The organism is Citrobacter sp. MGH100, assembly GCF_001034465.1.
GTDB classification, from domain to species: Bacteria; Pseudomonadota; Gammaproteobacteria; order Enterobacterales; family Enterobacteriaceae; genus Citrobacter; species Citrobacter youngae.
On sequence record NZ_KQ089802.1, the window covers coordinates 173,327 to 195,871 of the forward strand.

Below are 22,545 nucleotides of genomic sequence, written 5' to 3' on the forward strand. Positions count from 1 at the left end.
AAAAATGGCCAGCTTTTAACTACGCGGTGTATCGGCATGAGTGAGAAAGCTTTTCACCTCTTTACGCTCAAGCAACGGGTTGATAATCCCAACGCCAATACGTTGAAAATGCTCCGTTTGTCGATGAAGTTCGAGACCCTCAGGACAACGATAGGTTTCAATAATCACAAAGCGATCGCCGTCTTCCGTAGAACGGAAAAACTCATAGGTGATGTTTTCAGGCTCCTGACGCGAGGCCTGGGCAAGCAGTCTGAGCGCATCATTGACCTTGTCCCCCATTCCCTTACGAGAAAAATAATGTGCAATAACAAAAAGTTGTGAATTCTCCATGGTCGGGCTCCCGGTGTTCTAACGGTGAAGGTCTATATCCCATAACGCGCTATCACTGCTCGAAACGGCTATCGCGCCGTGTAACAGCGCCGTTTGAGCATGTTCCTCGTTACAGACGAAGCCTGATGCCACTATTGGCGGCAACACATTACGGTCAGCCTGTGAGAGTAGCGGCAACATCTGCGCGGGCATCAGTTGCACGTAATCGGGTTCGCTTTGTTCTACGGCTTTCAGGCTGCGTAGCCAGGTAGAACGGTCGGTGACAAAGATTTTCTGCATCGTCACCAGTCCACACTTTTTCGCTCGCTGTACGGTTTGCAAACGCGTCGAGAGCAACCCCATCGCTCCTGTTTCGGCCACATAATCAATGCCGCCCTTATCCTGGGACAGCCCATTGCAGCTGTCGATATTCACGATGACGTACTTCCCCGCCTGCGACAGCAGTTCTATCACCGGATGGAGCTTAATCAGGTCAATATTGGCAATAATGCAGACTTCCGCCTTGCTGGACAGCGCGGTTTTCAATTGCTCAATACCGTAAATCGCCATAATGACGGGCTGGCGTGCCAGGAGCACGCCAAGATTTTTGATCATTACTGACCTGCCTGATGTGAAGGAAGATCGACGCTTAACCCCAGTTTGCCTGGGTTAAGAATGTTTTTCGGATCCAGCGCGTATTTGATATCCGCCAGAACGGAAAGCGATTCGCCTAAAGAAGCCTGCATATAGGGCGAACGCAGGAGACCAACACCATGATGGTGGCTAAGGGAGGTGTTGTGCTTAATTAGCACCGCATTCGCTGCATCCCATGCCGCACGATACCAGGCCGCACGTTGCTCAATCGCCACATCACCGCGCAATGAGAAATAGAGGCATGCGCCGTCGATATAGGCGTGAGACTGATGCGCCGAACCGGCCAGCGTGCCGGGTACGGCGTTAATAGCGGCCACCACATCATCATACACGTCGCTAAGATCGCGCCAACGTCCCACCATTTCCAGCGTATCCGCCACCAGACCCGGGCTCTTTTTAAAGCCTTCAGCACTTTTTCCGGTCAGATATCGGGTGTCCAGCCAGCGTTCAAAAATAGCCTCGCCGTCGAGTTGTTGTCCGCCGCGTTGGCACACACGTTCGCTGATAGCCATTACTGCATCGACAATCTCAGGCTCCCCCTCATCCGCAATCAACAGGACATTGGTCTCTGGCAGACCAAACTGCACGCCGCTTTCCAGGTTATCGTACAAACGCAGTGCCGCCGGATTCGCCCCATGCTGTAAGATTTCGCGACATGCCTCCAGTCCACTGGCGAAGCTGGAAAAACCCCAGGCGATGGCGCGGCCATAATCCGGCAGGCGATGAAGCTTCAAACGCACACGGACAATCACACCCAATGTGCCTTCAGAACCAATAAACATCTGCTGTAGATCAGGCCCCGTTGCGCTACGCGCATAGCCACCCACGGTGATTAAGCGGCCATCGGCAAGGACGACATCCATCCCATAAACCATATCTTCAATTTTGCCGTAGCGGGTCGACAGCTGTCCCGCGCCACGACAGGCCACCCAACCGCCCACGGTACTGATACCAAACGATGACGGCCAGTGGCCCATCGTCATGCCGTACTCTTTTTGGATAGTTTGTTCAAAAATGTCGCCGAACATGCCGGCTTCAACGTCAACAATCTGGCTTTGTGGATCGAAGTCGATAAGTTTGTTGAGTTCGCAAACGTCCAGCACAATGCCTCCCCGCAACGGCAATGCGGCACCAGTGACGTTACTGCGCCCGGCGGAAACCGTGACCGGGATTGCCAACGCATTCGCCAGACGCATCACATCCTGAATTTGTTCTACCGTAGAGACACGTACAATCGCCCCTTTTGACGTGGCCGGTGCGCCCTGGGTTTCCGCAATCATCGAACCGGCCCACCAGTCACGGGTCCAGGTAATCACATCAGATTCCGATGTCAGCACCTCATCTGCAATGACCCGTAGTCGATCAAACGTCGCTTCGCTCATCGCCACCGGATCAATCTGCATCCCTTTCGCGCCACCGCTGCTTTTGATATCCGTCGCCCATGCCGGGCGCGTGTGTGCACCTACAGTATAATTTCCACGGTTGTAACCGCGTTTAATCGCTTCTTTACTGATCATTCGGATGTCCCCATAAGTGTTGATTTTTCATGTTTAATTGCCGCCTGATAGCTGGCTACCTGCCGGGCCACCTGTTCAGGCTGAAGCTTAAGCTCTTGTTGCAGAATTTCCCCCACGCGTTGCGCAGCATTCGCTGACGCATCACGAGCCATCAGACGGGCACGAATTCGGCGCGATAACACATCATCAATGGTGCTGGCGAGTTCATGGCGCACGGCATACACCACTTCAGCTTCGGTATAGGGAAGCCCTTCCACAATTGGCTTTGCCAGTAAGGGATTGGACTGGATAAGGTCACTGACAAAATGCGCTTCAGTCCCGTAGCGCTCCCCCAGGTGCGCAGACAAACCGCCCGATGCCAGAATCGCCTGCGGGTCATAGCCCGCCGCCCCCAACAACCAGGCGGTTTTAGTTGAGCAGGCCTTTTTACGACCGAGTATTTTGCTGGCGGCATCGATGGTCTCTTCTGCCATATGACGTGATGTCGTCAGCTTGCCGCCGACAATCGTAATCAGACCATCTGCCGCAACCGTGATTTCATGATTACGTTTCATTTCAACGGTCTTGCCTCCCGCCGTCCCCACCAGAGGGCGGCAACCGGCGATACTACCCACCACGTCTTCCGGGCGGAGATCGGTTTTCAATGCCGAATTCGCACCTTCCAGCAGAAAGTCCAATTCAGCGCGATTGCAGTGAACATCATTGAGATCGCCCTGATAATCCTCATCCGTGGTCCCCAAATAGGAAACGTTGCCCCAACGGGTGATCGTCGCGCGGCGGCTGCGCCCGGCAACCGGGATCGTCACCGTGCAATCATTGCGGATCTTCATCCACGGAATAGCAACATGTACCCCCTTGGCAGGACGGATATTCAGCGGTGATGCGTCACCTTTTTTCAGCCCATTCCAGTCACGCAGCCAGACGCCCGTCGCCATGATGGCAACCCGCGCGTTGACCTGAATTTCTCTGCCATCGGCACAGACGATGGCCCCATTCACTTTGCCGTGCTGGTCGCGCGTGGTTTCGATGACTTCCGCATGGTTGGTCACCACCGCGCCATGAAACGCCGCCGTGCGCACCAATGCCAACGTAAGTCGGGCATCGTCGACACGGGCATCGAAATACATAAAACCACCGGATAGCTGTTCTTCTTTGAGCGTCGGGCAATGCGACAGCACTTCCGCAGGGGTAAGTTTTTGGTGAAGGATGCCTTCCCGCCATCCTCCCGCAAGGTCGTAGGTCCAGAGCAGGCTTTCAAATGCAGCAGACATCCGCTTGTCGAATACGCCATTTTTATCGAGCACCGGGAATAAAAAGGGTAACCGTTGCACCAGATGACGGGCATTCCTCCGCATACGCTGGCGTTCGAGTAAAGAGTGGCGAACCAGCCCCAGATTCCCTTGTTCGATATAGCGCAGACCGCCGTGTACCATTTTCGATGACTTTGATGACGTGCCTGAGGCAAAGTCACTTTTCTCAATCAGCGCCACCCGGTAGCCACGCAGACTGGCATCCAACGCCGCGTAGGCTCCGGTTACACCACCACCGACAATCAGAATGTCGTAGGTGTCGCTTTCCAGTCGATCCAGTTGTTCAGCGCGCTGAAGACGTAATGGCTCTGCACCGTACATCTCACTACAGGTTTTGTTGGGCTTTCGCGAAGGGAAAAACTTCATGAGTAAGTGTGCTCCTGATTAGCTGAGGTGAGGCTGTCGGCGGCTTCCATTTCGAGTGCAATACGCATCGCCCAGCGGTTAATTTTTTGTTCGCGAAGGTCATGACTGATTTTCGGCTCAAATAGCCGCGCGGTTTTTAGCATGGCGCAGGCATCCGGCAGCGAGTCCCACAGCAGCCCATCGGCACCAGCCAAAAACGCAACGCCACGTAAGCTTGCCCGCGCCGTTTCGGCCATTCGCCGCACGGGAATACCGCTAAGATCGGCCTGGATTTGCAATAACGTATCGCTATTGGATAACCCTCCCCCGACTACCAACTCTTTTGTGGGGATCCCGGTTGCCGCTTCATTTGCGCGAATACAGGCCGCGACCGAATGCGCAATCCCTTCCAGAATCGCGTAGGCCACCTGCGAGCGCGTGGTCGAGATTGAGATACCGTTCAGGGACGCACGGGCATGAGGCTGGAGATGGGGTACGCGTAGCCCCGTTAGCGCCGGAATAAAACTCACGCCACCCGCGTCGCTAGCCTGCGCGGCCAGTTCGCTGATCTGTTCGGGTGAGTCAAACCAATGCAGTTTTTCGCACACCCAGTTGAGCGCCGAACCGGTAGTGGGGACAAAGGTTTCGACAGAGAAATGCGAAAGCCCTTTTTGGCGGCGCGCCGTCATGGTGAGCGTACTTTCACAGCCCTTTTGCAAGGTTGGTACCGTTGGCCCCATCATTAAATCAACAAAGCTGCCAGTGCCATGCATACAAAAAGCCTGTCCTCGCTCGGTACACCCCAGCCCAATAGCCCCTGCAAACTGATCCCCTGCGCAGGCCAGGATCGGCACGCTTATCCCCAGAATATCTTCATGAGTGGTGCCGAAGTCATCGGCATCATCATGTAATTCAGGCAGCAATGACGCCGGGAAGCCCAGAGTCTGTAGCCATGGCAAATGATAGTGATGCTCTTTGAGGCAATACGCGCCAGCGGAGGTGGCATTTGTCGGTGTGGTGACACTTTTTTTCTCCTGCGCCAAATGCCAAAGCAACCAGCTATCAACGGTACCAAAGACCAGCGTTCCAGCCTGATACGCCTTCGCCACCGCAGGCGTATTGGCAAGATGGTGCGACGCCCAAAGATAAGGAGAGCGTATCCCAACCGGTCGCCCTATCCGTGGCAGCAGTTTTGCATCCCATTCAGGGGCTAACTGGGCCAGTTCATCCGTGAAACGCGCATCCTGCCATACCATCGCCGGAGTTAATGCCTTACCCGTTTGCGCATCCCACAGCACTGCCGTTGAGCGTTGGGTCGCAATCGCCAGCGCCACAATGCGCATCTTGTTGCATTGCGCGTTAGCTATCGCTTTGCGACAAACCTCAATAGTGGCCTGCAAGACCTCATCAGCATCTTGTTCCACCACACCATGACGCAGACTGCTGACCTGAAGCGGCTGGTATTCCAGGCAGTGAACCTGGCTATTTTGTGCAACAACTGCCGCACGGGTCCCCGATGTACCTTCATCGATAGCCAGAATGACATCTTCGTATTCACTCATTTCGTACTCCTGTTTGATTCTGGGGTCATCGACTCTGGATAAGGTGAATGGGGTGATTCGAACTGCGGCGCACCTGGCTCGTTATCCGGCTGAATAGTGGTGCGAGTGGGGTCCCACGGAATAACAAAACAGATAATGCTCGCAAACAGCGGCACGGCAGACATGATCAGGAAGGTCGTTTGCAGGCCATACAAATCACGGAATACCGGGAAAATAAACAGCCCGAGCGCCGCACCTATTGCCCCGAGCGCACCGACCACGCCGTTCGCGCCAGCCCGCAGTTCACTGCGAAAAGAGAGTGACGACAGGCTTTTCCCGTTTGCACCAGGTCCGCCAGAGTGGCAAAGAATAAACAGTGCAGGGACCAGCAAAGAGGCCCAAAGTGGCATAGTGTCACTGAACAGACCCAGCGTGAGTAGCACGAGGAAGGCCACGGCAAAACCGATCGCCGAGGAGCGGCGCAATCCCAGACGGCGGCCAATCGCGGGAGATAAGAAACCGCCGACGATACCGAAAACGTTAAAAAATAGTGAACATAAGGTTGCGTAAACAAAATTTTTACCAAACATCGCAGCACTAATAACCGGTAAATACCAGCCCACACCGAAATATTGGATTGACTGACAGATTTGAACGGTCGAAGCCAGAATCGTACGTGGTAAATAGACGCCACGGAATATTAACAGCACATTTCTTGCGCCTTTTTCAGCCTGACCAATAACGGGTTTCTGTTCTGCTTTCGGCGCCAGAATAAACTGTTCACCATATATTTTATTCATGGCAACGATAGCTTCAGGTAATCGGGATTTCCTTGCCAGCCAAACCGGGCTTTCCACTAAATAACGGAACTGGAAAAACAGAACGATGATTCCACATAACGCCGTTACAGCAATGGAATAACGCCAGATGGCATCACCTACGTCCCATGAGTAAAACATCAGCGCTAATACCAAATTTAAACAAACGGCAACATACCAGACACCCTGCCAGGTATTTAGACGGCTTTTGAGTTTCACAGGCGTGAACTCTGCCAGCATGGCCATTGCCACAGCAAAGTCCATCCCGTAAGAGACGCCAACAAAGAAGCGACCCACGATTATCGTGCTAAAACTGGAGGATGACATCACCAACAAAGCACCAATCACCGCCATTATTTTGGCAATGATCAGCGGTGGCACACGACCCCAGCGATCGGCTATCCAGCCGCCAATTGGGTTAAATAATATGGCGACCCAGGATGAAAATGAGGTAAGTAGTGCAACTTCGGTCGCAGTAAGATTTAAATTGCGGGTCATTGGGTTTAATCCAGCACTGAGAGCTGAATTTGAAAAAGCATCAAGAAAAAGGCCGCCTAGTGCCAACCACCAAATAACACCAGCTCTGCCACTGATTTTTCCCCTGGCATCGATGAAATTAATGACATCATCTACACCGCGGATTTTTATCGGATTTGAGAATGAACATGCGGACATGGCTTTCCCCTTCATAATATTCGGAAGAAGGTCGCCATTAGCTAAAAAAATGCAATAAGAGACCATCTTAATTTCACAGATAGTCTCTTATCTAAAATCTGTATTTTTCCACTCTAGAAGGTAACCCAAAGCGTGTCAAAGCGACTTTTAGTCTCATCGTTGATTCTGTGACATGTAGCCCAAATGTTAATGAATCATTACAAAACGAGGTCATTATGAGCCATTTTTCTGTTCTCAGCGGGTGGGATACCACTGTGACTGTACGTAGCCGCCTGATTTGCGCTGAACGTTCGCCGTTCTCCCTGTACGACGCTATTGCAATATCCATCCAAAATAGGTGTTGAATACCAAGTTCGCTTTTATCCTAAATTTTACCGCTCACAACAAAAACCTTAAAATTCATAAAGATACGCCAACACACATTTGATCGTGATTATTTAAAGCACTAATTTTTCGTTATGTTGATCACATTCGCATCAAAAGAATGGTGATCTTAAAATAGGTTTTAAATATTGTGGTCAGGCCGCTAGACCACAATAAGAGGATATATCATGAAAAGAAAAACAATGGGATGGCTTATCGTTTTTCTTCTTTTTATAGTTTACATGCTTAACTATATGGATCGTTCAGCATTGTCGATCACCGCTCCACTCATCGAAAAGGAATTAGGATTCAATGCTGCTGAGATGGGTATGATATTCAGCGCATTCTTTGTTGGTTATGCACTGTTTAACTTTATCGGTGGCTGGGCCAGTGACCGATTTGGTCCCAAAACAGTATTTCTGGTCGCCGCGTTACTCTGGTCAGTATTTTGTGGGATGACCAGTCTGGTTACTGGCTTATGGACTATGCTGGCTGTCCGCGTATTATTCGGCATGGCTGAAGGGCCGGTCAGTGCTGCAGGTAATAAAATTATCAATAACTGGATTTCGCGTAAAGAATCTGCCACTGCCATCGGTATTTTCAGCGCTGGCTCGCCGTTGGGTGGCGCAATTTCCGGCCCGGTAGTTGGCCTGCTGGCTCTTTCATTAGGCTGGCGTCCGGCGTTCGGTATTATTTTCCTGTTTGGTTTAGCCTGGGTATTACTTTGGTATTTCATTGCCAGTGATAAACCCTCAAAAAGTAAACACCTCGCCCCGGAAGAACGTGTCGATTTTGAAAACCATGATGACATTATTTTAGCGGATGACGGTAAAGCGATGCCTTCTCTCGGCTACTACATGAAGCAGCCGATGGTGTGGGCAACGACGCTGGCCTTCTTTAGCTATAACTACATACTCTTTTTCTTCCTGACCTGGTTCCCAAGCTATCTGAACCACTCGCTACACCTTGATATTAAAGAAATCAGCATTGCAACGGTGATCCCCTGGGTGATTGGTGCAATCGGCATGGTATTGGGTGGCGTATGCTCTGACTTTATCTATCGGGTAACGGGCAATGCCCTGCTTTCTCGCCGTCTCATTCTCGGTGTTTGCCTGGCTGGAGCGGCAATCTGTGTGGCGGTTTCTGGAACAGTTACCACTATCGGCAGTGCCGTTGGATTGATGTCAGTCTCGTTATTCCTGTTGTATTTAACTGGACCTATTTATTGGGCAGTTATTCAGGATGTCGTACACAAAGATAAAGTGGGTAGCGTCGGTGGCGCCATGCATGGGCTGGCAAATATCTCCGGAATCATTGGCCCTCTGGTCACCGGATTTATTGTTCAGTTCAGCGGTAAATATGATTACGCATTCTATCTGGCTGGTGCTATTGCGATTGTTTCCAGCTGTCTGGTATTCGTATTTGTCAAAAATAAAGGATTAAAAACAAATGAAAGTCAAAGCTGTCTACATCAATAAACCTGGTGAAATTGAAACCCGTTGGGTTGATTATCCAGAAAAGAAAGATAATGAAGTATTAATAAAAGTTGATGCTGCTGGAATATGTGGCTCTGATATAGGTGCATTTCGCGGCACTAATCCCCTGGTGACCTATCCACGTATTATTGGACATGAAGTCACTGGTATTGTTATTAAACAAGGCAATGGCATGCCAGCAAATATTAAGGAAGGTGACCGCGTTATTGTTGATCCTTATATTTATTGTGGCCATTGCTACCCCTGTTCAGTGGGGAGAACAAATTGCTGTGAAAACCTGAAGGTAATTGGCGTACATATTGATGGTGCGATGCAGGAGGTGGTAGCTCACCCCGCGCATTTGATTCACAAAATCCCGGATGACGTCGCCACTGAGATGGCTCCGTTGGCTGAACCACTGACTATCGCACTGCATGCGCTACATCGCGCCAAACTGACGGCCGGGGAGCATATCGCCATTATTGGAGCCGGTGCGATTGGTCTGATGGCAGCATTGAGCGCATTGCGCTACGGTGCGACGCCAATTCTGATCGATATCGTGGACGAACGACTTCAGTACGCAAAATCGCTGGGCGTGCCTTACGTCATCAATCCGTCGAACACCCAGGTTGTTGAGGCGATAAAAGATATCACACAGGGGACGATGGCACAGGTTGTCGTCGAAGCATCTGGTGCCAACAGTGCAATTCGCGAAACGCTGGATCTTGCTTCGTTTGCGGGTCGTATTGCTTTCACCGGCTGGCCAAAACAGGAGACATCGTTACCCACTAACCTGATCACGTTTAAAGAGTTGGATCTGCGCGGATCACGTACCAGTGCTGGCGAATTCGAAGAAGCGTTACAGATGCTGTCTACGCTGAACATTAATCCTGCGGATGTCGTCAGCAAGGTGGTGAATATTGATGATGTGCCTGACGCCGTGAAGGAACTCGATCAATACCCGGAACGCTATCTGAAGATCAATGTGACCTTTCATTAATTTTTCCAGGAGATAAAGCGATGGAACAAACCTGGCGTTGGTATGGCCCGAATGATCCCGTGTCGTTGTCCGATGTTCGTCAAGCCGGTGCAACGGGTGTGGTAACTGCGCTGCACCATATTCCAAACGGTGAAGTCTGGTCCGTAGAAGAAATTCTCAAACGCAAAGCGATCGTGGAAAAAGCCGGTCTGGTCTGGTCGGTCGTGGAAAGCGTGCCGATCCATGAAGACATCAAGACCCACACGGGCCAGTACGATCTGTGGATCAAGAATTACCAGCAGACGCTGCGTAATCTCGCCCAATGCGGCATCTTTACCGTGTGCTACAACTTCATGCCGGTTCTGGACTGGACCCGTACCGACCTGGAATATGTGCTACCCGACGGTTCAAAGGCTCTGCGCTTTGACCAGATTGAGTTTGCCGCCTTTGAACTGCATATCCTCAAGCGTCCCGGTGCAGAAGCGGACTACAGCGCAGAGGAAATTGCACAGGCGCACCAGCGTTTTGTGAATATGAGCGAAGAGGACAAAGCTCGGCTGACGCGAAATATCATTGCAGGTCTGCCAGGTGCTGAGGAAGGCTATACGCTGGACCAATTCCGTAGCCACCTTGCAACCTATAAAGATATCGACAAAGCGGCCTTACGGGAAAATTTCGCCTGGTTCCTGAAAGCCATTATTCCGGTAGCGGAAGAAGTGGGTGTACGTATGGCGGTTCATCCGGACGATCCACCGCGCCCAATTCTTGGCCTGCCGCGCATCGTTTCTACTGTAGAAGATATGCAGTGGATGGTGGACACCGTAAACAGTACAGCCAACGGTTTTACGATGTGTACAGGCTCTTACGGCGTACGCGCAGACAACGATCTGGTTGATATGATCAAACAGTTCGGCCCACGGATTTACTTTACGCACCTGCGTTCCACACAACGTGAAGAGAATCCCAAAACCTTCCATGAGGCGGCACATCTCTCCGGGGATGTCGATATGTACAGCGTAGTGAAAGCGATAGTCGAAGAAGAACAGCGACGTAAAGCTGAAGGCAACGCCTCACTTATCCCCATGCGACCAGACCATGGTCATCAAATGCTTGATGATCTGAAAAAGAAAACCAACCCAGGGTATTCCGCTATTGGTCGCCTTAAGGGCCTGGCTGAAGTACGCGGCGTTGAACTGGCTATCCAACGCGCCTTCTTCAATCAGTAACCACATTGCCGCATGGTATCCCTGCCATGCGGTTTTTCACTTTCAGTCAGGACCGGTCTTTGATAGCGCATTATCAAAGAAGATCATCAATGACAGGAGTTTGTCATGGACAAGAATCTCGCCACCGCCCAGATTTCCACCCCACGACCACGCTGGGATCGTTCACGCCTCGTTTCGCGCATCGTACATCTTGGTTGCGGCGCTTTTCACCGCGCTCATCAGGCGCTCTATACACATCATTTGCTGGAAAGCAGTGACAGCGACTGGGGTATCTGTGAGGTCAACCTGATGCCCGGAAACGATGCCACACTGATTCAAAACCTGAAGGCGCAGGATCTGCTGTACACCGTTGCCGAGCGCGGAGCACAAACGACAGAGCTTAAAATCATTGGCGCGATGAAAGAAGCGCTGCATCCTGAATTTGACGGCTGTGAAGCCATTATCCACGCAATGGCACGTCCCGAAACGGCCATCGTTTCGCTGACCATCACCGAAAAAGGATATTGCACAGATGCCGCCAGCGGCGAGCTGGATCTGAATCATCCGTTTATCCAGCACGACATTGCTCACCCACAGTCCCCCAAATCAGCAATGGGTTATATCGTCGAAGCCCTCGCGCTACGCCGTCAGCAGGGATTGAAGGCTTTTACTGTGCTGTCCTGCGATAACGTACGAGAAAATGGCCACGTCGCAAAAACCGCTGTCCTGGGTTTAGCCGCCGAGCGCGATCCGCAGTTGGCTGAGTGGATTGCCGAACAGGCAACGTTCCCATGCACGATGGTAGACCGCATCGTTCCGGCAGCGACAGAAGAGACGTTAGCGCAAATCGCAGAACAGCTTGGGGTAGATGACCCCTGTGCCATTGCCTGTGAGCCATTCCGTCAGTGGGTGATTGAAGATAACTTTGTCAATGGACGCCCGGACTGGGATCGCGTGGGCGTACAGTTTGTAGCAGATGTGGTGCCATTTGAGATGATGAAGTTACGCATGCTCAACGGCAGCCACTCTTTCCTGGCCTACCTTGGTTATCTGGGCGGTTATGAAACGATTGCCGATACGATGACCAACCCGGCGTATCGCAACGCTGCGCGTGCTTTGATGCTCAATGAACAAGCGCCGACACTGTCGATGCCGGAAGGAACAGACCTTGCGGCTTATGCAGAGCTGCTGATTGCGCGCTTTACTAATCCATCACTGAAGCACCGAACCTGGCAAATTGCGATGGATGGCAGCCAGAAACTACCACAACGCTTGCTGGACCCCATTCGACTCCATCTGAAAAAAGGCGAAGATGCCCGCCATCTGATGTTGGGAGTCGCCGGTTGGATGCGCTACATCAGCGGTGTGGATGAACAAGGTCATCCGATTGAGGTGATAGATCCGCTGTCAGCACAGTATCAGGCTATTTATCAACAGTATCCATCAATAGAAGAACGTGTCCGGGCGCTGTTAGCAATTGACACTATCTTTGGGCGAGACCTTTGCGAGAACACAGACTTTATCGAACGCGTAACCGCTGCCTGTCAGCAATTGCACAGCGTAGGCGCACGTGCAGCGGTAGCCGCTCTGAGCCAATAGCGTGGTGTTATTAAAGACCCACGATCTGTCTGACATAGGCCAGATGTTCCAGCGATTTTTGGTAAGCACCGTCAGCATCAGCCTGGCGGATCGCATCCACAATCGCTTTATGCTGTGTATTCATGCTGGTTAATACATCCCGATTGCCGGAACGTTTGTCCAGTCCGGCATACGGGATGTTAACGCGCTGTTCCCACAGCATTCGCGACATATCAAGCAGTACGCGGTTCTGGCTGGCTTCTGATACTGTTAGATGGAATTGCTTATCGAGGGAATAAAAACCATGCACATTGTTTTCGCTAATGGCCTTTTCCATGCTGAGATGCAGTGCTTCAAGCTGGCTAATTAGATCTTCTTTCCCGGCCTGAGCAGCAAGACGCGCACAATGGCTGTCGACCAACTCACGCGAATAGAGGATTTCTTCAATCGTATAATCACTGGTGGAATGCTTTTTATCAGCAACAATCACACCATTACCTGACTGGATGGTGATCCATCCTGAAATCTCCAGCACAATCAGAGCTTCTCTGAGCGATGCGCGACTTACACCGAGTTGCTTCGCCAGCTCACGTTCGGGTGGTAAGAAGCTTCCCGGCGGAAAAATACCATCATTGATGAGCTTAATGATGAGATTGGCTATCTTTTGATAGAGCCGCTCCTGTTTTACCTCAGGAATAACCATGTGTCTCCCGTTCTCTTATCTGTGCGATTTTTAACTGATTTATCATATCATTCCTGGAGTTAAGAAACGCACGTCAGAGTCAGTTCATGTATCACACATCACTATGATATTTTTTCTTATTATGTGCAGACAGAGTCTTTCACTTATTCAGACACCTGTGTAGAGACATTAAAGTTGTATCCTTTAACCTGAAAAAGACTTTAAAGTTGTAAAGTTTTAAAAAAACACATACAAAACATGATGCTAAGTGTGTATCACACGCTGTTCCAACATTATGCCTTGATGTTCTTGCAGGAACTGCAATTTACAGGAGGAAAAAGGTGTTTTTGTAGTTATCTGGCGTTACGTGACAGTGTTGGTCAGATACTTCCACCTCTTCAGAGTTAAAGTTTGATATATGGGAAAAAAAACGCTCCCGGACGGGAGCGTAAGCCAGTGACTTCGGCGTCAAATGAGGGTCTAACAAGTGGAGCTGCGGGTTAATTCTGGGTGATCTGACTGCGATGCTTATCAGCCTGCTGCTGGTGAACAACGGAAGACTGACCATTATTCGCCTTCTCATGTACAGCTGCGGCCTTCTCATGCTCGCTCATTTCAGAAAATGACTTTGCTGTTTCGTTGGTAGCTCCGGGTTTAGCTTTCATCATTTTTTTATGCATTTCAGCCATGTCCTGGTGGGCAGCAGAATTGCTGTTTTGCATCATGTCATGGGACATTGCGGCCTGATCGTGACTGCTCATATCCATCATTGTCATGCTGTCTCCCTGAATTGCACTTTTTTCAGCAGATGACTGCATCTGGTGGGCAGGTGCCTGTGCATTATTTACCTGGTCATGCATGTTCATTGTCTCTGCAGCCATGGCAGATGAAGCGGCAGCCATAATGGCAACAAATGATACGAGAATCTTTTTCATGGTTGGGTCTCCGGTGTTTACATACCCAAACAATCAATGGCTTATAACAGAGAAAGCAGTTGATCTCAGGGCGGGTTAATCATCACTCCAGGAACCAGGTGATTGTGTTATCACGCTGCTCCTGATTTATGAATAATTATAAAAAACCGCCTCTGTTTATCGCGTGACTGAATGATGACAATTTTGTCACCTTCCAGGTTTCTCCTGAACAACGGGATTAATCCATTAACAGGCGCACTTTGAACACAATTTCACGCCCCTGCTGTTCTGCTGACAGCTCGCCGCCGTGAGCATGAATGATCGACCTTGTAATTGATAATCCCAGCCCCGCGCCTTCCGTGTTGTAGAACCTTGATGAGTCTGCGCGATAGAACCGGTCAAACAAACGTTCCAGATTAGCGGGAACCTGGCCGGACATCGTATTCGTAATCATCACGTTCACACAGTCACTGTCACGCTCAAGGTGTATCGCTGTACAGGTGTTATCGGGAGAATACTTGATTGCATTGGAAAGCAGGTTACTGAAAGCACGTCGGAGCATATCGCTGTCTCCGGCAACAACGCCCTCTCCTTCAACCGTGATTGTCTTTCCTGTTTCGTCTGCCAGGGGCTCGAACAACTCACGTAATTCATTCAGTTCGGCTGCCAGATCCACATCATGTTTATCCAGCCGCAGCAGACCATGCTCTGAACGTGCCAGAAAAAGCATGTCACTGGTCATTCGTGACAACCTTTTCAGTTCTTCCAGGTTAGCGAATAAAATTTCGCGGTAATGCGAAACATCCCTTTCCTTAGCCAGTGCAAACTGCGTCTGCATCATCAGATTACTGACTGGTGTGCGCAGCTCATGCGCGATGTCAGACGAGAAATCTGACAGTTTCCGGAATGCCCCCTCCAGGCGATCAAACATATTATTGAACTCCTGCATGGTCTCAGAGATTTCCGGCGGAGCCAGATCGGGATTTAGACGCTGATCCAGGCTGTGTACGGTCATGGAGGAAGCCAGACTGGTCATTTCCCGTAGCGGTTTCAGACCAATACGTGTGGTCAGCCAGCCCAGAAAAACAGAAATAAAGACCAGACCGATATTGAACCAGAACAGCCAGGTACTGAGTTTGTCCATAAACAGGGTGTGATACCCAGTATCCGTGGCAACCGTAATGATGACATGTTTGCTTTTACCCTGTTCCGGCGTCACGGCAACCCGCCGCGAGATACTGCGGTACACGGTGTTATTTTCTTCCGTCTGGATCATATAGTCGAGAATATCACCCGACTTATTAAGCAGGACCGCTGGAACAACAGAATTTTTGGCATAGAGTTCAACAATTTTTTCATTTTCCATGTTTTTTATAGAAATGAATAAGCCATTGTGCCCCACCATCGCATCGTTTATTTTTTCTGATAATGACTTAATATCCGTTTTGTTCCTGAACGTCTCTGTTTTAAGAAACTCTTCGGTGAGCTGAAGTTTACCTGTCAGAAAATCGCGGTCCTGATTATCGAAATAGCCATTAAGGGTGCTAATCAGGATAAAACTTGATAACCACCATACCGTAAGCATCACCGCAGAAAAAATCAGGCTCAGGCGTGTGGTCAGGGAAATTTTGAACCTCACTCTTCTCTGATCTCCAGGACATATCCGGCACCGCGAACGGTATGGATCAGTTTTGGCTCAAAGTCATCATCAATTTTACTTCTCAGACGTCTCACGGCGACATCAATCACATTCGTATCACTGTCAAAATTCATGTTCCAGACCAGGGACGAGATAAGACTCCTGGGTAACACTTCTCCGGTGCGTTGCAGCAGCAACTCAAGCAGAACGTATTCTTTACCGGTGAGATGGATCTTCTTCCCCGAACGGATCACGGTCCGGCGCACCATATCAACGGTCATATCGGCGATGGTGCAGACTGTTGCGGCCTGCGAGCGTGCCCGGCGCAGTAGGGTTCTTACACGTGCAACCAGCTCCGTAAAATCAAAGGGCTTAATCAGGTAGTCATCTGCGCCAAGCTCCAGTCCTTTCACTTTGTCCCGCACGTTGTCCTTTGCGGTTAAAAACAGGACCGGTTCTTCGTGCCCGGACTCCCTCAGTGCGCTGATGATTTGCCACCCGTCGAGGAAAGGCAGCATCACGTCCAGTATTATCAAATCATACTGTCCCTTCGACGCGGCCCCGAGACCATCGCGGCCATTATTAAAGAGATCGGCCTGATAGCCTTCCTCAACCAGTCCCTGCTGCAGGTAACGACCTGTTTTTTGTTCGTCTTCAACGATTAAAATACGCTGCATGGTCAACTCGCTGATATGAAAGTAAAAATCTCACGCATGAGCTTTGGCTGTCCCCTAGCTGACCTGAGACGGAGCAAGCATTCCGAGCCACGCTACGGCGCCCAGAATGATAATCGCAACAACGAATTCTGTCAGGATGCTGTTTCGCATCAGGGCAACGCTGCGATCATAATTCCCTTCCCTGACCATAACTTCAAGCCGGGGACCCAGGTGAAACCGGTTTGCTGCAGCCAGAAGAAGCATCAGAACAAACAGAGCCGTCTTGGCAAGCAATATCCTCCCCCAGGAACTGTTGAATAAGGGAGTTAAGTTACCCTCAGCAATATACAGATAGTTGACCAGCGCACTCAGGATCAGGGCTACAACAATCACCGTTCCTGCCGTGGCAAATTTTGCCAGGGAGTCAGATATCACAATGACGCTCTGTGCATTATTCTCGTTTCTGCGCATCAGCAGGATAGCAAATGCAACCAGAGCACCTGTCCAGGCACCTGCAGCGCCGAGATGGGTCAGATCGCTCAGTAAATGGAGATAGTAATGCAGACCGTCATGCATAACGGCGTGTCCTCCCCAGGCAAGTGTAGCCAGCGCCACGCCCCCACTCATCGTCATCAGCAGGCAGGACAATACTCTCTTATTAGTGTAAAGGAACAAAGCACCGAGTGTGGTAAACAGGGCACAGAGCCTGACAATCCAGCTAATACCCACATCAGTTTCTTCTATCACCATCTCGATAACATGGATGGATAATTCTCTGAGGTCAGTTACTCCACTCATGGCATTAGATACCAGGAGCATATTAATGCCAGTAAGAATGATGCCTGTAACAACAGCAAAAGTTATAAACGACCTGAAATTAGTCAGGTTATAGGTTTCATGTCTGACACCGCTTATTCCATATATCTGAAAAAATGGCAATCCAAATATTACCATCAAATCCAGATAAAGAAGAAAACGAATAACAATCATAATCAGGTCGTTCATAATATTACTTCACTGTAAAGGTGTAATTACCGGTAATAGGGTGCGTATCTGAAGAAACCGCGCGCCAGTCAACACGATAAGTGCCAGCGGGTAAAGGCTCTCGCGGAATAATGACCATCGATTTAGGGTCAGCGCCTGGCGCCACTTTTGCCGCGACCGGCATCGGAGAATGTGATGACATGCCTTTCATACCCGTCATCGTTAATTTTGCACCTGAGAATTTCACGGTCAGATTTTCCGAGAAATTAAGCTGAATCTTTTCCGGGGCCGCTACGGCTGAATCAGCCTGTGGCACAGAGCTTTTTAATTCCGGATGGGCCATAGCAGAGAAAGCAACGCCCATAACGAGGCCACCTGTAAGAATGGCTTTATTTAAAATCGACATTTTATTTACCTGTTTAGTTGAGTGTTTTATATCAGTGCGTTAAAACCAGATTCTGGCTCCCGCCAGGAATACTACCTGATGGTCTTTCTCACCTTCTCTTTTCGCCATATCGGATGTTTTCCCGTAAAGTTGATTCCAGGAAACGCCTATATAGGGTGCAAACTCACGGCGTATTTCATAGCGCAGCCGGAGCCCCAGCTCTGTGTCAGTCAGTCCCCTGCCGCGACCCCGCGATTCATCATCCTGACTGTAGAAATTCACCTCATAGGATGGCTGGAGTATGAGCCGGTTAGTCAGTAAAACGTCGTATTCTCCTCCCAGACGAAGGGCTGCTTTTCCGCCATTACTGACAAAACCCGTAATTTCAGACTCAAAATTATAGAGTGCCAGCCCCTGAAAACCGACAGCAGCCCAGGTCCGGGCAGAAGCAGGTCTGAAATCCTGCCTGACACCCGCAACCAAATCCCACCATGGGCCAACCGCATGTCCCCAGAGTAACTGCGCTTCAGCCGCCTCCGTTTCCCCATTGCTTCGTTCACCTTCACTCTTTAGCCAAATCCGATCTGTGTCGCCTCCAATCCAGCTGTTAACACTCCAGCTGAAATTGTTGGTGTTATCCGACCGTTGCCATTCCAGTTGATCCAGCAGAACCAGATAATTAATCGCACTGTCGTGAATCGCATGCCCCTGTAAATTGCCGAATGCAGCCTTCCGGTCGGCATCGGTAACAGGCGGAATTGGCGTTCTGCTCTCAGTTACAATGGGCTCCATTGACGTCATCTCAGTGAAATTCTCATCTGCTGGCATCTGCATGGCAGACATGTCGTGCCCGGCGTGGGGATCTGCAGAGACGGAGCCCGCCGCAATAGAAAGCTGTGAGGTAAACAAACCGGCGACCAGAACAGGTATGGCCTTCAAATTTCTCTTCATTCGCATCATTCCTCCACCCGGACTTCACGAAACATTCCCATTTCCATGTGATAGAGCAAATGGCAGTGATACGCCCAGCGGCCAAGCGCATCTGCTGTCACTCTGTAACTGCGTTTTGTACCAGGGGGAACATCTATTGTGTGTTTACGAACCATGAAATTACCGTTTTCATCTTCCAGATCGCTCCACATACCATGCAGGTGAATGGGGTGAGTCATCATGGTATCGTTGATCAGCGTGATCCTGAGCCGCTCACCGTATTTCAGCAGCACCGGTGCGGCATCTGAAAACTTGATTCCGTTAAATGACCAGGCAAACTTTTCCATGTGGCCGGTTAAATGCAGTTCTATGGTACGGCCAGGTTCACGTCCGTCAGGATCCTCAAAGCGGCTTTTCAAATCCGCGTACGTGAGAACCTTTCTTCCGTTATTTCGAAGACCAATACCCGGATCATTTAATTTCGGAGAGACGCTCATCGCCTGCATATCAACCAGTGGGTTATCCGTTTCTGACGCAGGATGACTTTGCATACCCGGCATTCCGGCCATCCGGGAATGATCCATACCGGCCATGCTGCTGTGATCCATGGGCGCGGAGGATGTCCCGCTATCCGGAAGGTCAGCACCGTCCATAGACATCATCTCTCCGCTGTTATCCATGCCTCCCATCTGGCTGTGGTCCATTCCTGCCATATCATGTCCCATTCCCCCCATACCCATATCTTCCATGGTCAACAGAGGACGGGGATCGAGGGGGGGAACGGCAGCACTTAACCCCTCTCTCGTGGCCAGTGTCCCTCGAGCGTAACCGGTCCTGTCCATGGATTGTGCGAAGATGGTATAGGCCTCACCCTGAGGCTCCACAATGACATCATAGGTTTCGGCAACGGCAATCCTGAATTCGTCAACGGTAACCGGGTTTACATACTGGCCATCTGCAGCCACGACCGTCATTTTCAGCCCGGGGATACGGATATCGAAATAGGTCATTGCCGAGCCGTTGATAAACCGTAAGCGTATCTTTTCACCGGGACGGAACAGTCCGGTCCAGTTTTTCAGCGGGGCCTGCCCGTTCATGAGATAGGTGTAGGTGTAGCCACTGACATCCGCGAGGTCAGTCGGATTCATTTTCATTTCAGCCCACATTTTCCGATCGGCAATGGTGGCTGACAGCCCCCTGGTATTCACGTCGCGGAAAAAAGAGCCAACGGTTGGTTTATTGAAATTGTAGTAATCCGACTGTTTTTTTAATTTTTTCAGCAGGCTGTGAGGATTTTCATCGGTCCAGTCAGACAACATGACCACATGCTCACGATCGTAAGTAAACGGTTCTGGCTCCCCGGCATCGATGATAATGGCACCGTATACCCCCTCCTGTTCCTGCAGACCGGAATGGCTGTGGTACCAGTAAGTCCCGTTCTGCTTAACCTTAAAGGTGTAAAAGTAGGTATCATCAGGCTCTATGCCCATAAAACTCAGCCCCGGAACACCATCCATATTGGCCGGAAGAATAATGCCGTGCCAGTGAATGGACGTCTGTTCATTAAGACGGTTTTTGACCTTCAGGGTAATGGTGTCACCTTCTTTCCAGCGAAGAACGGGCCCCGGCAGGCCTCCATTGATTGTTTTGGCCTGACGCTCACTGCCCGTGATATTGACGGCCGTTTCACCAATGGTCAGGTCAAACTGAGTACCCTGCAGGGATGCGGCAACTGGCAGGCTCAGACTGGAACGCGCATTGAAACTCCATACGCCAAGACTTCCGGCTACGCCAGAGAGGGTTAACCCCTTCAGGAAAGTTCGTCGAGACGTTTTCAACAGCATGCGCATTCCCTTATTTAAAGTATGGTTACTGACAGAATTCGAGAACCGATTTAAATTAAATTACTGGTTCATCCACTTACAATGAAATGAATCTAGCACACCTTAAGAAACAAATTCATTACAATCGTGTAATGTACATAGCTGTATTACATTTACGTCATCTTCCCCACAGGTTGATTATTTTTATATATGATCATAAGGACATCTTTTATGTACCTCAGAAGGTAATTACACATGAATATATTAATCACGACCACTGCGTTTACAGCTTTATTTTGTGGGGCAGCTTTTGCTCAGTCCAGTGATATTGCCCATGAAGCACATCGATTTGTTAATAATGCCTCAGCCGTCAGTCATGTGAATTCCTCGACGCATGAAAACTTACCGGACAGGGTTAATAAAAACAACACGCCCTCATTCTCTGAAATGAATGAACATGAAAGGGCCATTGTTGCTCATTCATTTATGAACAACAGCGCGTCCTATGCGCATCAGAAAATGATTGAGGAACATAAAAAAATGCTGTCCGGCAGTGATGCAAATTCAAAGACCTCGTCTTCTTCTTTTAACGAACTGAATGCCGGAGAAAAAGCCGCTCTCGTGCATGAGCAGGTCAATAATGCCGGTGCGGAAGCACATCAGACGCAGGCAAGAAAGCTTCGCGGGCTGTATTCGACCAGGTAACTGCAGGCGGGTTAGTGCTTAGCGTCAGGTGCGCAGCAGGGCTTTACTGACGGGTTACGTAGCAGGACATGAGCCCCATATTGCTCTGCCGTAACCTGTTTCAGTCCCGTTAATCATCACCGTCGGGCTGGTCATACAGTTCCCAGAGCTTCAGGAGCAAACGGGAAACAAGATATGTTACAAAAATGACGACCATCAACGGTGCTCCCGATTAACTGACAGATGACACGCCTCCTGAAAACCCCTAGCATACGCCGCAGTGTTCATGCTAACGGCGAATTCCAGTAAATGTATTCTACCGATGTCGTAAAAGAAAATGCCTACCTTTCAGCCACCCGCTCGGGGCTGGAATCGAACGAGATCGCTACTCTTCAGCGCTCCTTGCCTTCCCGGTTTAATCTGCGGCATTTGAAAAAAAATGAATCATTAAAACTCGTACTGCAAAAGAAAGCGGGAAAATCACGTGTCGTGGCCTATAAATTTACGTCCGGTTCATTTAATTACACGGCGTATCGTATATCAGATAAAAAGTTCTATAACCTTTCCGATACTTCCGGGAAAGGCAGTCTCGATTATCCGTTACCGGCCACAGCAAGACTCAGTTCGCCTTTCAATCCTGCAAGACTTAACCCGGTATCGGGAAAAGTGAGTCCCCATAATGGCATTGATTATTCCATGCCCATGAACACGAAAATAGTCAGCGTCATCGACGGAAAAATCACCCGGGCCGAATACAACAGTACCATGGGATATTTTGTTGAAGTAACGGGAAAAGCCGGTGTTAAAACTCGCTATCTCCACCTCAATAAAATACTCGTTACTAAAGGGGCCAGGGTTACACGGGGAGGTGCTATTGCGTTATCCGGTAACAGCGGACGTTCATCCGGTCCTCATCTGCATTACGAGCTGGTCATCAATAACAACCCTGTTAACTCTCTGGCGTTCCGGGCAGCGGCACCCGCTGATAACAAACTCGAACAGCATGCCTTTGCGCATGCCAGAGACTACGAACGATACCTGGACTGATAACGGGACCGCGACGCGGCCCCGTCTGCCGG

Annotated in this window: 20 protein-coding genes; 6 read left to right on the forward strand and 14 right to left on the reverse strand. The window is 50.1% G+C overall.

Annotated elements, in window-relative coordinates; translation table 11 throughout:
* Nucleotides 1-15: 15 nt before the first annotated feature.
* Genes SK32_RS18730 through SK32_RS18755 form a run of 6 tightly spaced genes read right to left on the reverse strand, consistent with a single transcriptional unit; the run spans nucleotide 16 to nucleotide 7,184 of the window.
* Entirely contained in the window at nucleotides 16-330 is a 315-nt protein-coding gene (locus tag SK32_RS18730; protein WP_048213613.1) for a putative quinol monooxygenase, read from the reverse strand.
* A gap of 18 nt (nucleotides 331-348) precedes the next feature.
* Nucleotides 349-924, reverse strand: coding sequence for a glycerol-3-phosphate responsive antiterminator (locus SK32_RS18735; protein WP_048213614.1), 576 nt, complete (start codon nucleotides 922-924; stop codon nucleotides 349-351).
* On the reverse strand, nucleotides 924-2,480 hold the full coding sequence (locus SK32_RS18740; RefSeq protein ID WP_048213615.1) for an FAD-binding oxidoreductase: 1,557 nt from the start codon (nucleotides 2,478-2,480) through the stop codon (nucleotides 924-926). Before SK32_RS18740 ends, SK32_RS18735 begins: the two co-directional genes overlap by 1 nt.
* Nucleotides 2,477-4,156, reverse strand: a complete 1,680-nt coding sequence (locus SK32_RS18745) for a glycerol-3-phosphate dehydrogenase/oxidase (protein WP_048213616.1) — start codon at nucleotides 4,154-4,156, stop codon at nucleotides 2,477-2,479. Before SK32_RS18745 ends, SK32_RS18740 begins: the two co-directional genes overlap by 4 nt.
* The gene (locus SK32_RS18750) at nucleotides 4,153-5,697 is read right to left on the reverse strand and encodes an FGGY family carbohydrate kinase (protein ID WP_048213617.1); all 1,545 of its coding nucleotides are present in this window, start codon (nucleotides 5,695-5,697) and stop codon (nucleotides 4,153-4,155) included. Before SK32_RS18750 ends, SK32_RS18745 begins: the two co-directional genes overlap by 4 nt.
* Entirely contained in the window at nucleotides 5,694-7,184 is a 1,491-nt protein-coding gene (locus tag SK32_RS18755; RefSeq protein ID WP_320338602.1) for an MFS transporter, read from the reverse strand. The genes SK32_RS18750 and SK32_RS18755 overlap by 4 nt, the downstream gene beginning before the upstream one ends.
* A gap of 536 nt (nucleotides 7,185-7,720) precedes the next feature.
* Here SK32_RS18755 and SK32_RS18760 point away from each other — a divergent pair.
* From SK32_RS18760 to SK32_RS18775, 4 genes are all read left to right on the forward strand, one after another.
* Nucleotides 7,721-9,010: an MFS transporter gene (locus SK32_RS18760; RefSeq protein WP_048213619.1), complete on the forward strand. Its 1,290-nt coding sequence runs from the start codon at nucleotides 7,721-7,723 to the stop codon at nucleotides 9,008-9,010.
* A complete protein-coding gene (locus SK32_RS18765; protein ID WP_048213620.1) occupies nucleotides 8,982-10,007 on the forward strand; it encodes a zinc-binding dehydrogenase in 1,026 nt (341 codons plus the stop codon). Before SK32_RS18760 ends, SK32_RS18765 begins: the two co-directional genes overlap by 29 nt.
* Nucleotides 10,008-10,027: 20 nt before the next feature.
* Nucleotides 10,028-11,212: a mannonate dehydratase gene (gene uxuA / locus SK32_RS18770; RefSeq protein ID WP_048213621.1), complete on the forward strand. Its 1,185-nt coding sequence runs from the start codon at nucleotides 10,028-10,030 to the stop codon at nucleotides 11,210-11,212.
* 105 nt (nucleotides 11,213-11,317) lie between these two features.
* On the forward strand, nucleotides 11,318-12,790 hold the full coding sequence (locus SK32_RS18775; protein WP_048213622.1) for a fructuronate reductase: 1,473 nt from the start codon (nucleotides 11,318-11,320) through the stop codon (nucleotides 12,788-12,790).
* A 10-nt stretch (nucleotides 12,791-12,800) separates the two neighbouring features.
* Here the strand turns inward: SK32_RS18775 and SK32_RS18780 are convergent, their stop codons facing one another.
* The 8 genes from SK32_RS18780 to pcoA all read right to left on the reverse strand — a co-directional run bounded on the left by SK32_RS18780 (nucleotide 12,801) and on the right by pcoA (nucleotide 20,803).
* A complete protein-coding gene (locus SK32_RS18780) occupies nucleotides 12,801-13,472 on the reverse strand; it encodes a FadR/GntR family transcriptional regulator (RefSeq protein WP_048213623.1) in 672 nt (223 codons plus the stop codon).
* Between the two features lie 479 nt (nucleotides 13,473-13,951).
* Nucleotides 13,952-14,386 carry a copper resistance system metallochaperone PcoE gene (pcoE, locus tag SK32_RS18785; protein WP_000723069.1) on the reverse strand — a complete coding sequence of 145 codons (435 nt, stop codon included), beginning with the start codon at nucleotides 14,384-14,386 and terminating at the stop codon, nucleotides 13,952-13,954.
* Between the two features lie 217 nt (nucleotides 14,387-14,603).
* Entirely contained in the window at nucleotides 14,604-16,004 is a 1,401-nt protein-coding gene (gene pcoS / locus SK32_RS18790; RefSeq protein WP_001211180.1) for a copper resistance membrane spanning protein PcoS, read from the reverse strand.
* Nucleotides 16,001-16,681, reverse strand: a complete 681-nt coding sequence (gene pcoR, locus SK32_RS18795; RefSeq protein ID WP_001188930.1) for a copper response regulator transcription factor PcoR — start codon at nucleotides 16,679-16,681, stop codon at nucleotides 16,001-16,003. The genes pcoS and pcoR overlap by 4 nt, the downstream gene beginning before the upstream one ends.
* A 54-nt stretch (nucleotides 16,682-16,735) precedes the next feature.
* Nucleotides 16,736-17,614, reverse strand: a complete 879-nt coding sequence (gene pcoD, locus SK32_RS18800; RefSeq protein ID WP_326924515.1) for a copper resistance inner membrane protein PcoD — start codon at nucleotides 17,612-17,614, stop codon at nucleotides 16,736-16,738.
* Between the two features lie 55 nt (nucleotides 17,615-17,669).
* The gene (gene pcoC, locus SK32_RS18805; protein ID WP_000025662.1) at nucleotides 17,670-18,050 is read right to left on the reverse strand and encodes a copper resistance system metallochaperone PcoC; all 381 of its coding nucleotides are present in this window, start codon (nucleotides 18,048-18,050) and stop codon (nucleotides 17,670-17,672) included.
* Nucleotides 18,051-18,089: 39 nt separating this feature from the next.
* Nucleotides 18,090-18,980 carry a copper resistance outer membrane transporter PcoB gene (gene pcoB / locus SK32_RS18810; protein WP_001378118.1) on the reverse strand — a complete coding sequence of 297 codons (891 nt, stop codon included), beginning with the start codon at nucleotides 18,978-18,980 and terminating at the stop codon, nucleotides 18,090-18,092.
* A gap of 5 nt (nucleotides 18,981-18,985) precedes the next feature.
* Nucleotides 18,986-20,803, reverse strand: coding sequence for a multicopper oxidase PcoA (gene pcoA / locus SK32_RS18815; protein ID WP_048213625.1), 1,818 nt, complete (start codon nucleotides 20,801-20,803; stop codon nucleotides 18,986-18,988).
* 234 nt (nucleotides 20,804-21,037) lie between these two features.
* Here pcoA and SK32_RS18820 point away from each other — a divergent pair, with 234 nt between their 5' ends.
* A complete protein-coding gene (locus SK32_RS18820) occupies nucleotides 21,038-21,487 on the forward strand; it encodes a copper resistance protein (protein WP_001023257.1) in 450 nt (149 codons plus the stop codon).
* A gap of 288 nt (nucleotides 21,488-21,775) precedes the next feature.
* Nucleotides 21,776-22,513, forward strand: a complete 738-nt coding sequence (locus SK32_RS18825; protein ID WP_000287501.1) for a peptidoglycan DD-metalloendopeptidase family protein — start codon at nucleotides 21,776-21,778, stop codon at nucleotides 22,511-22,513.
* Nucleotides 22,514-22,545: the final 32 nt, after the last annotated feature.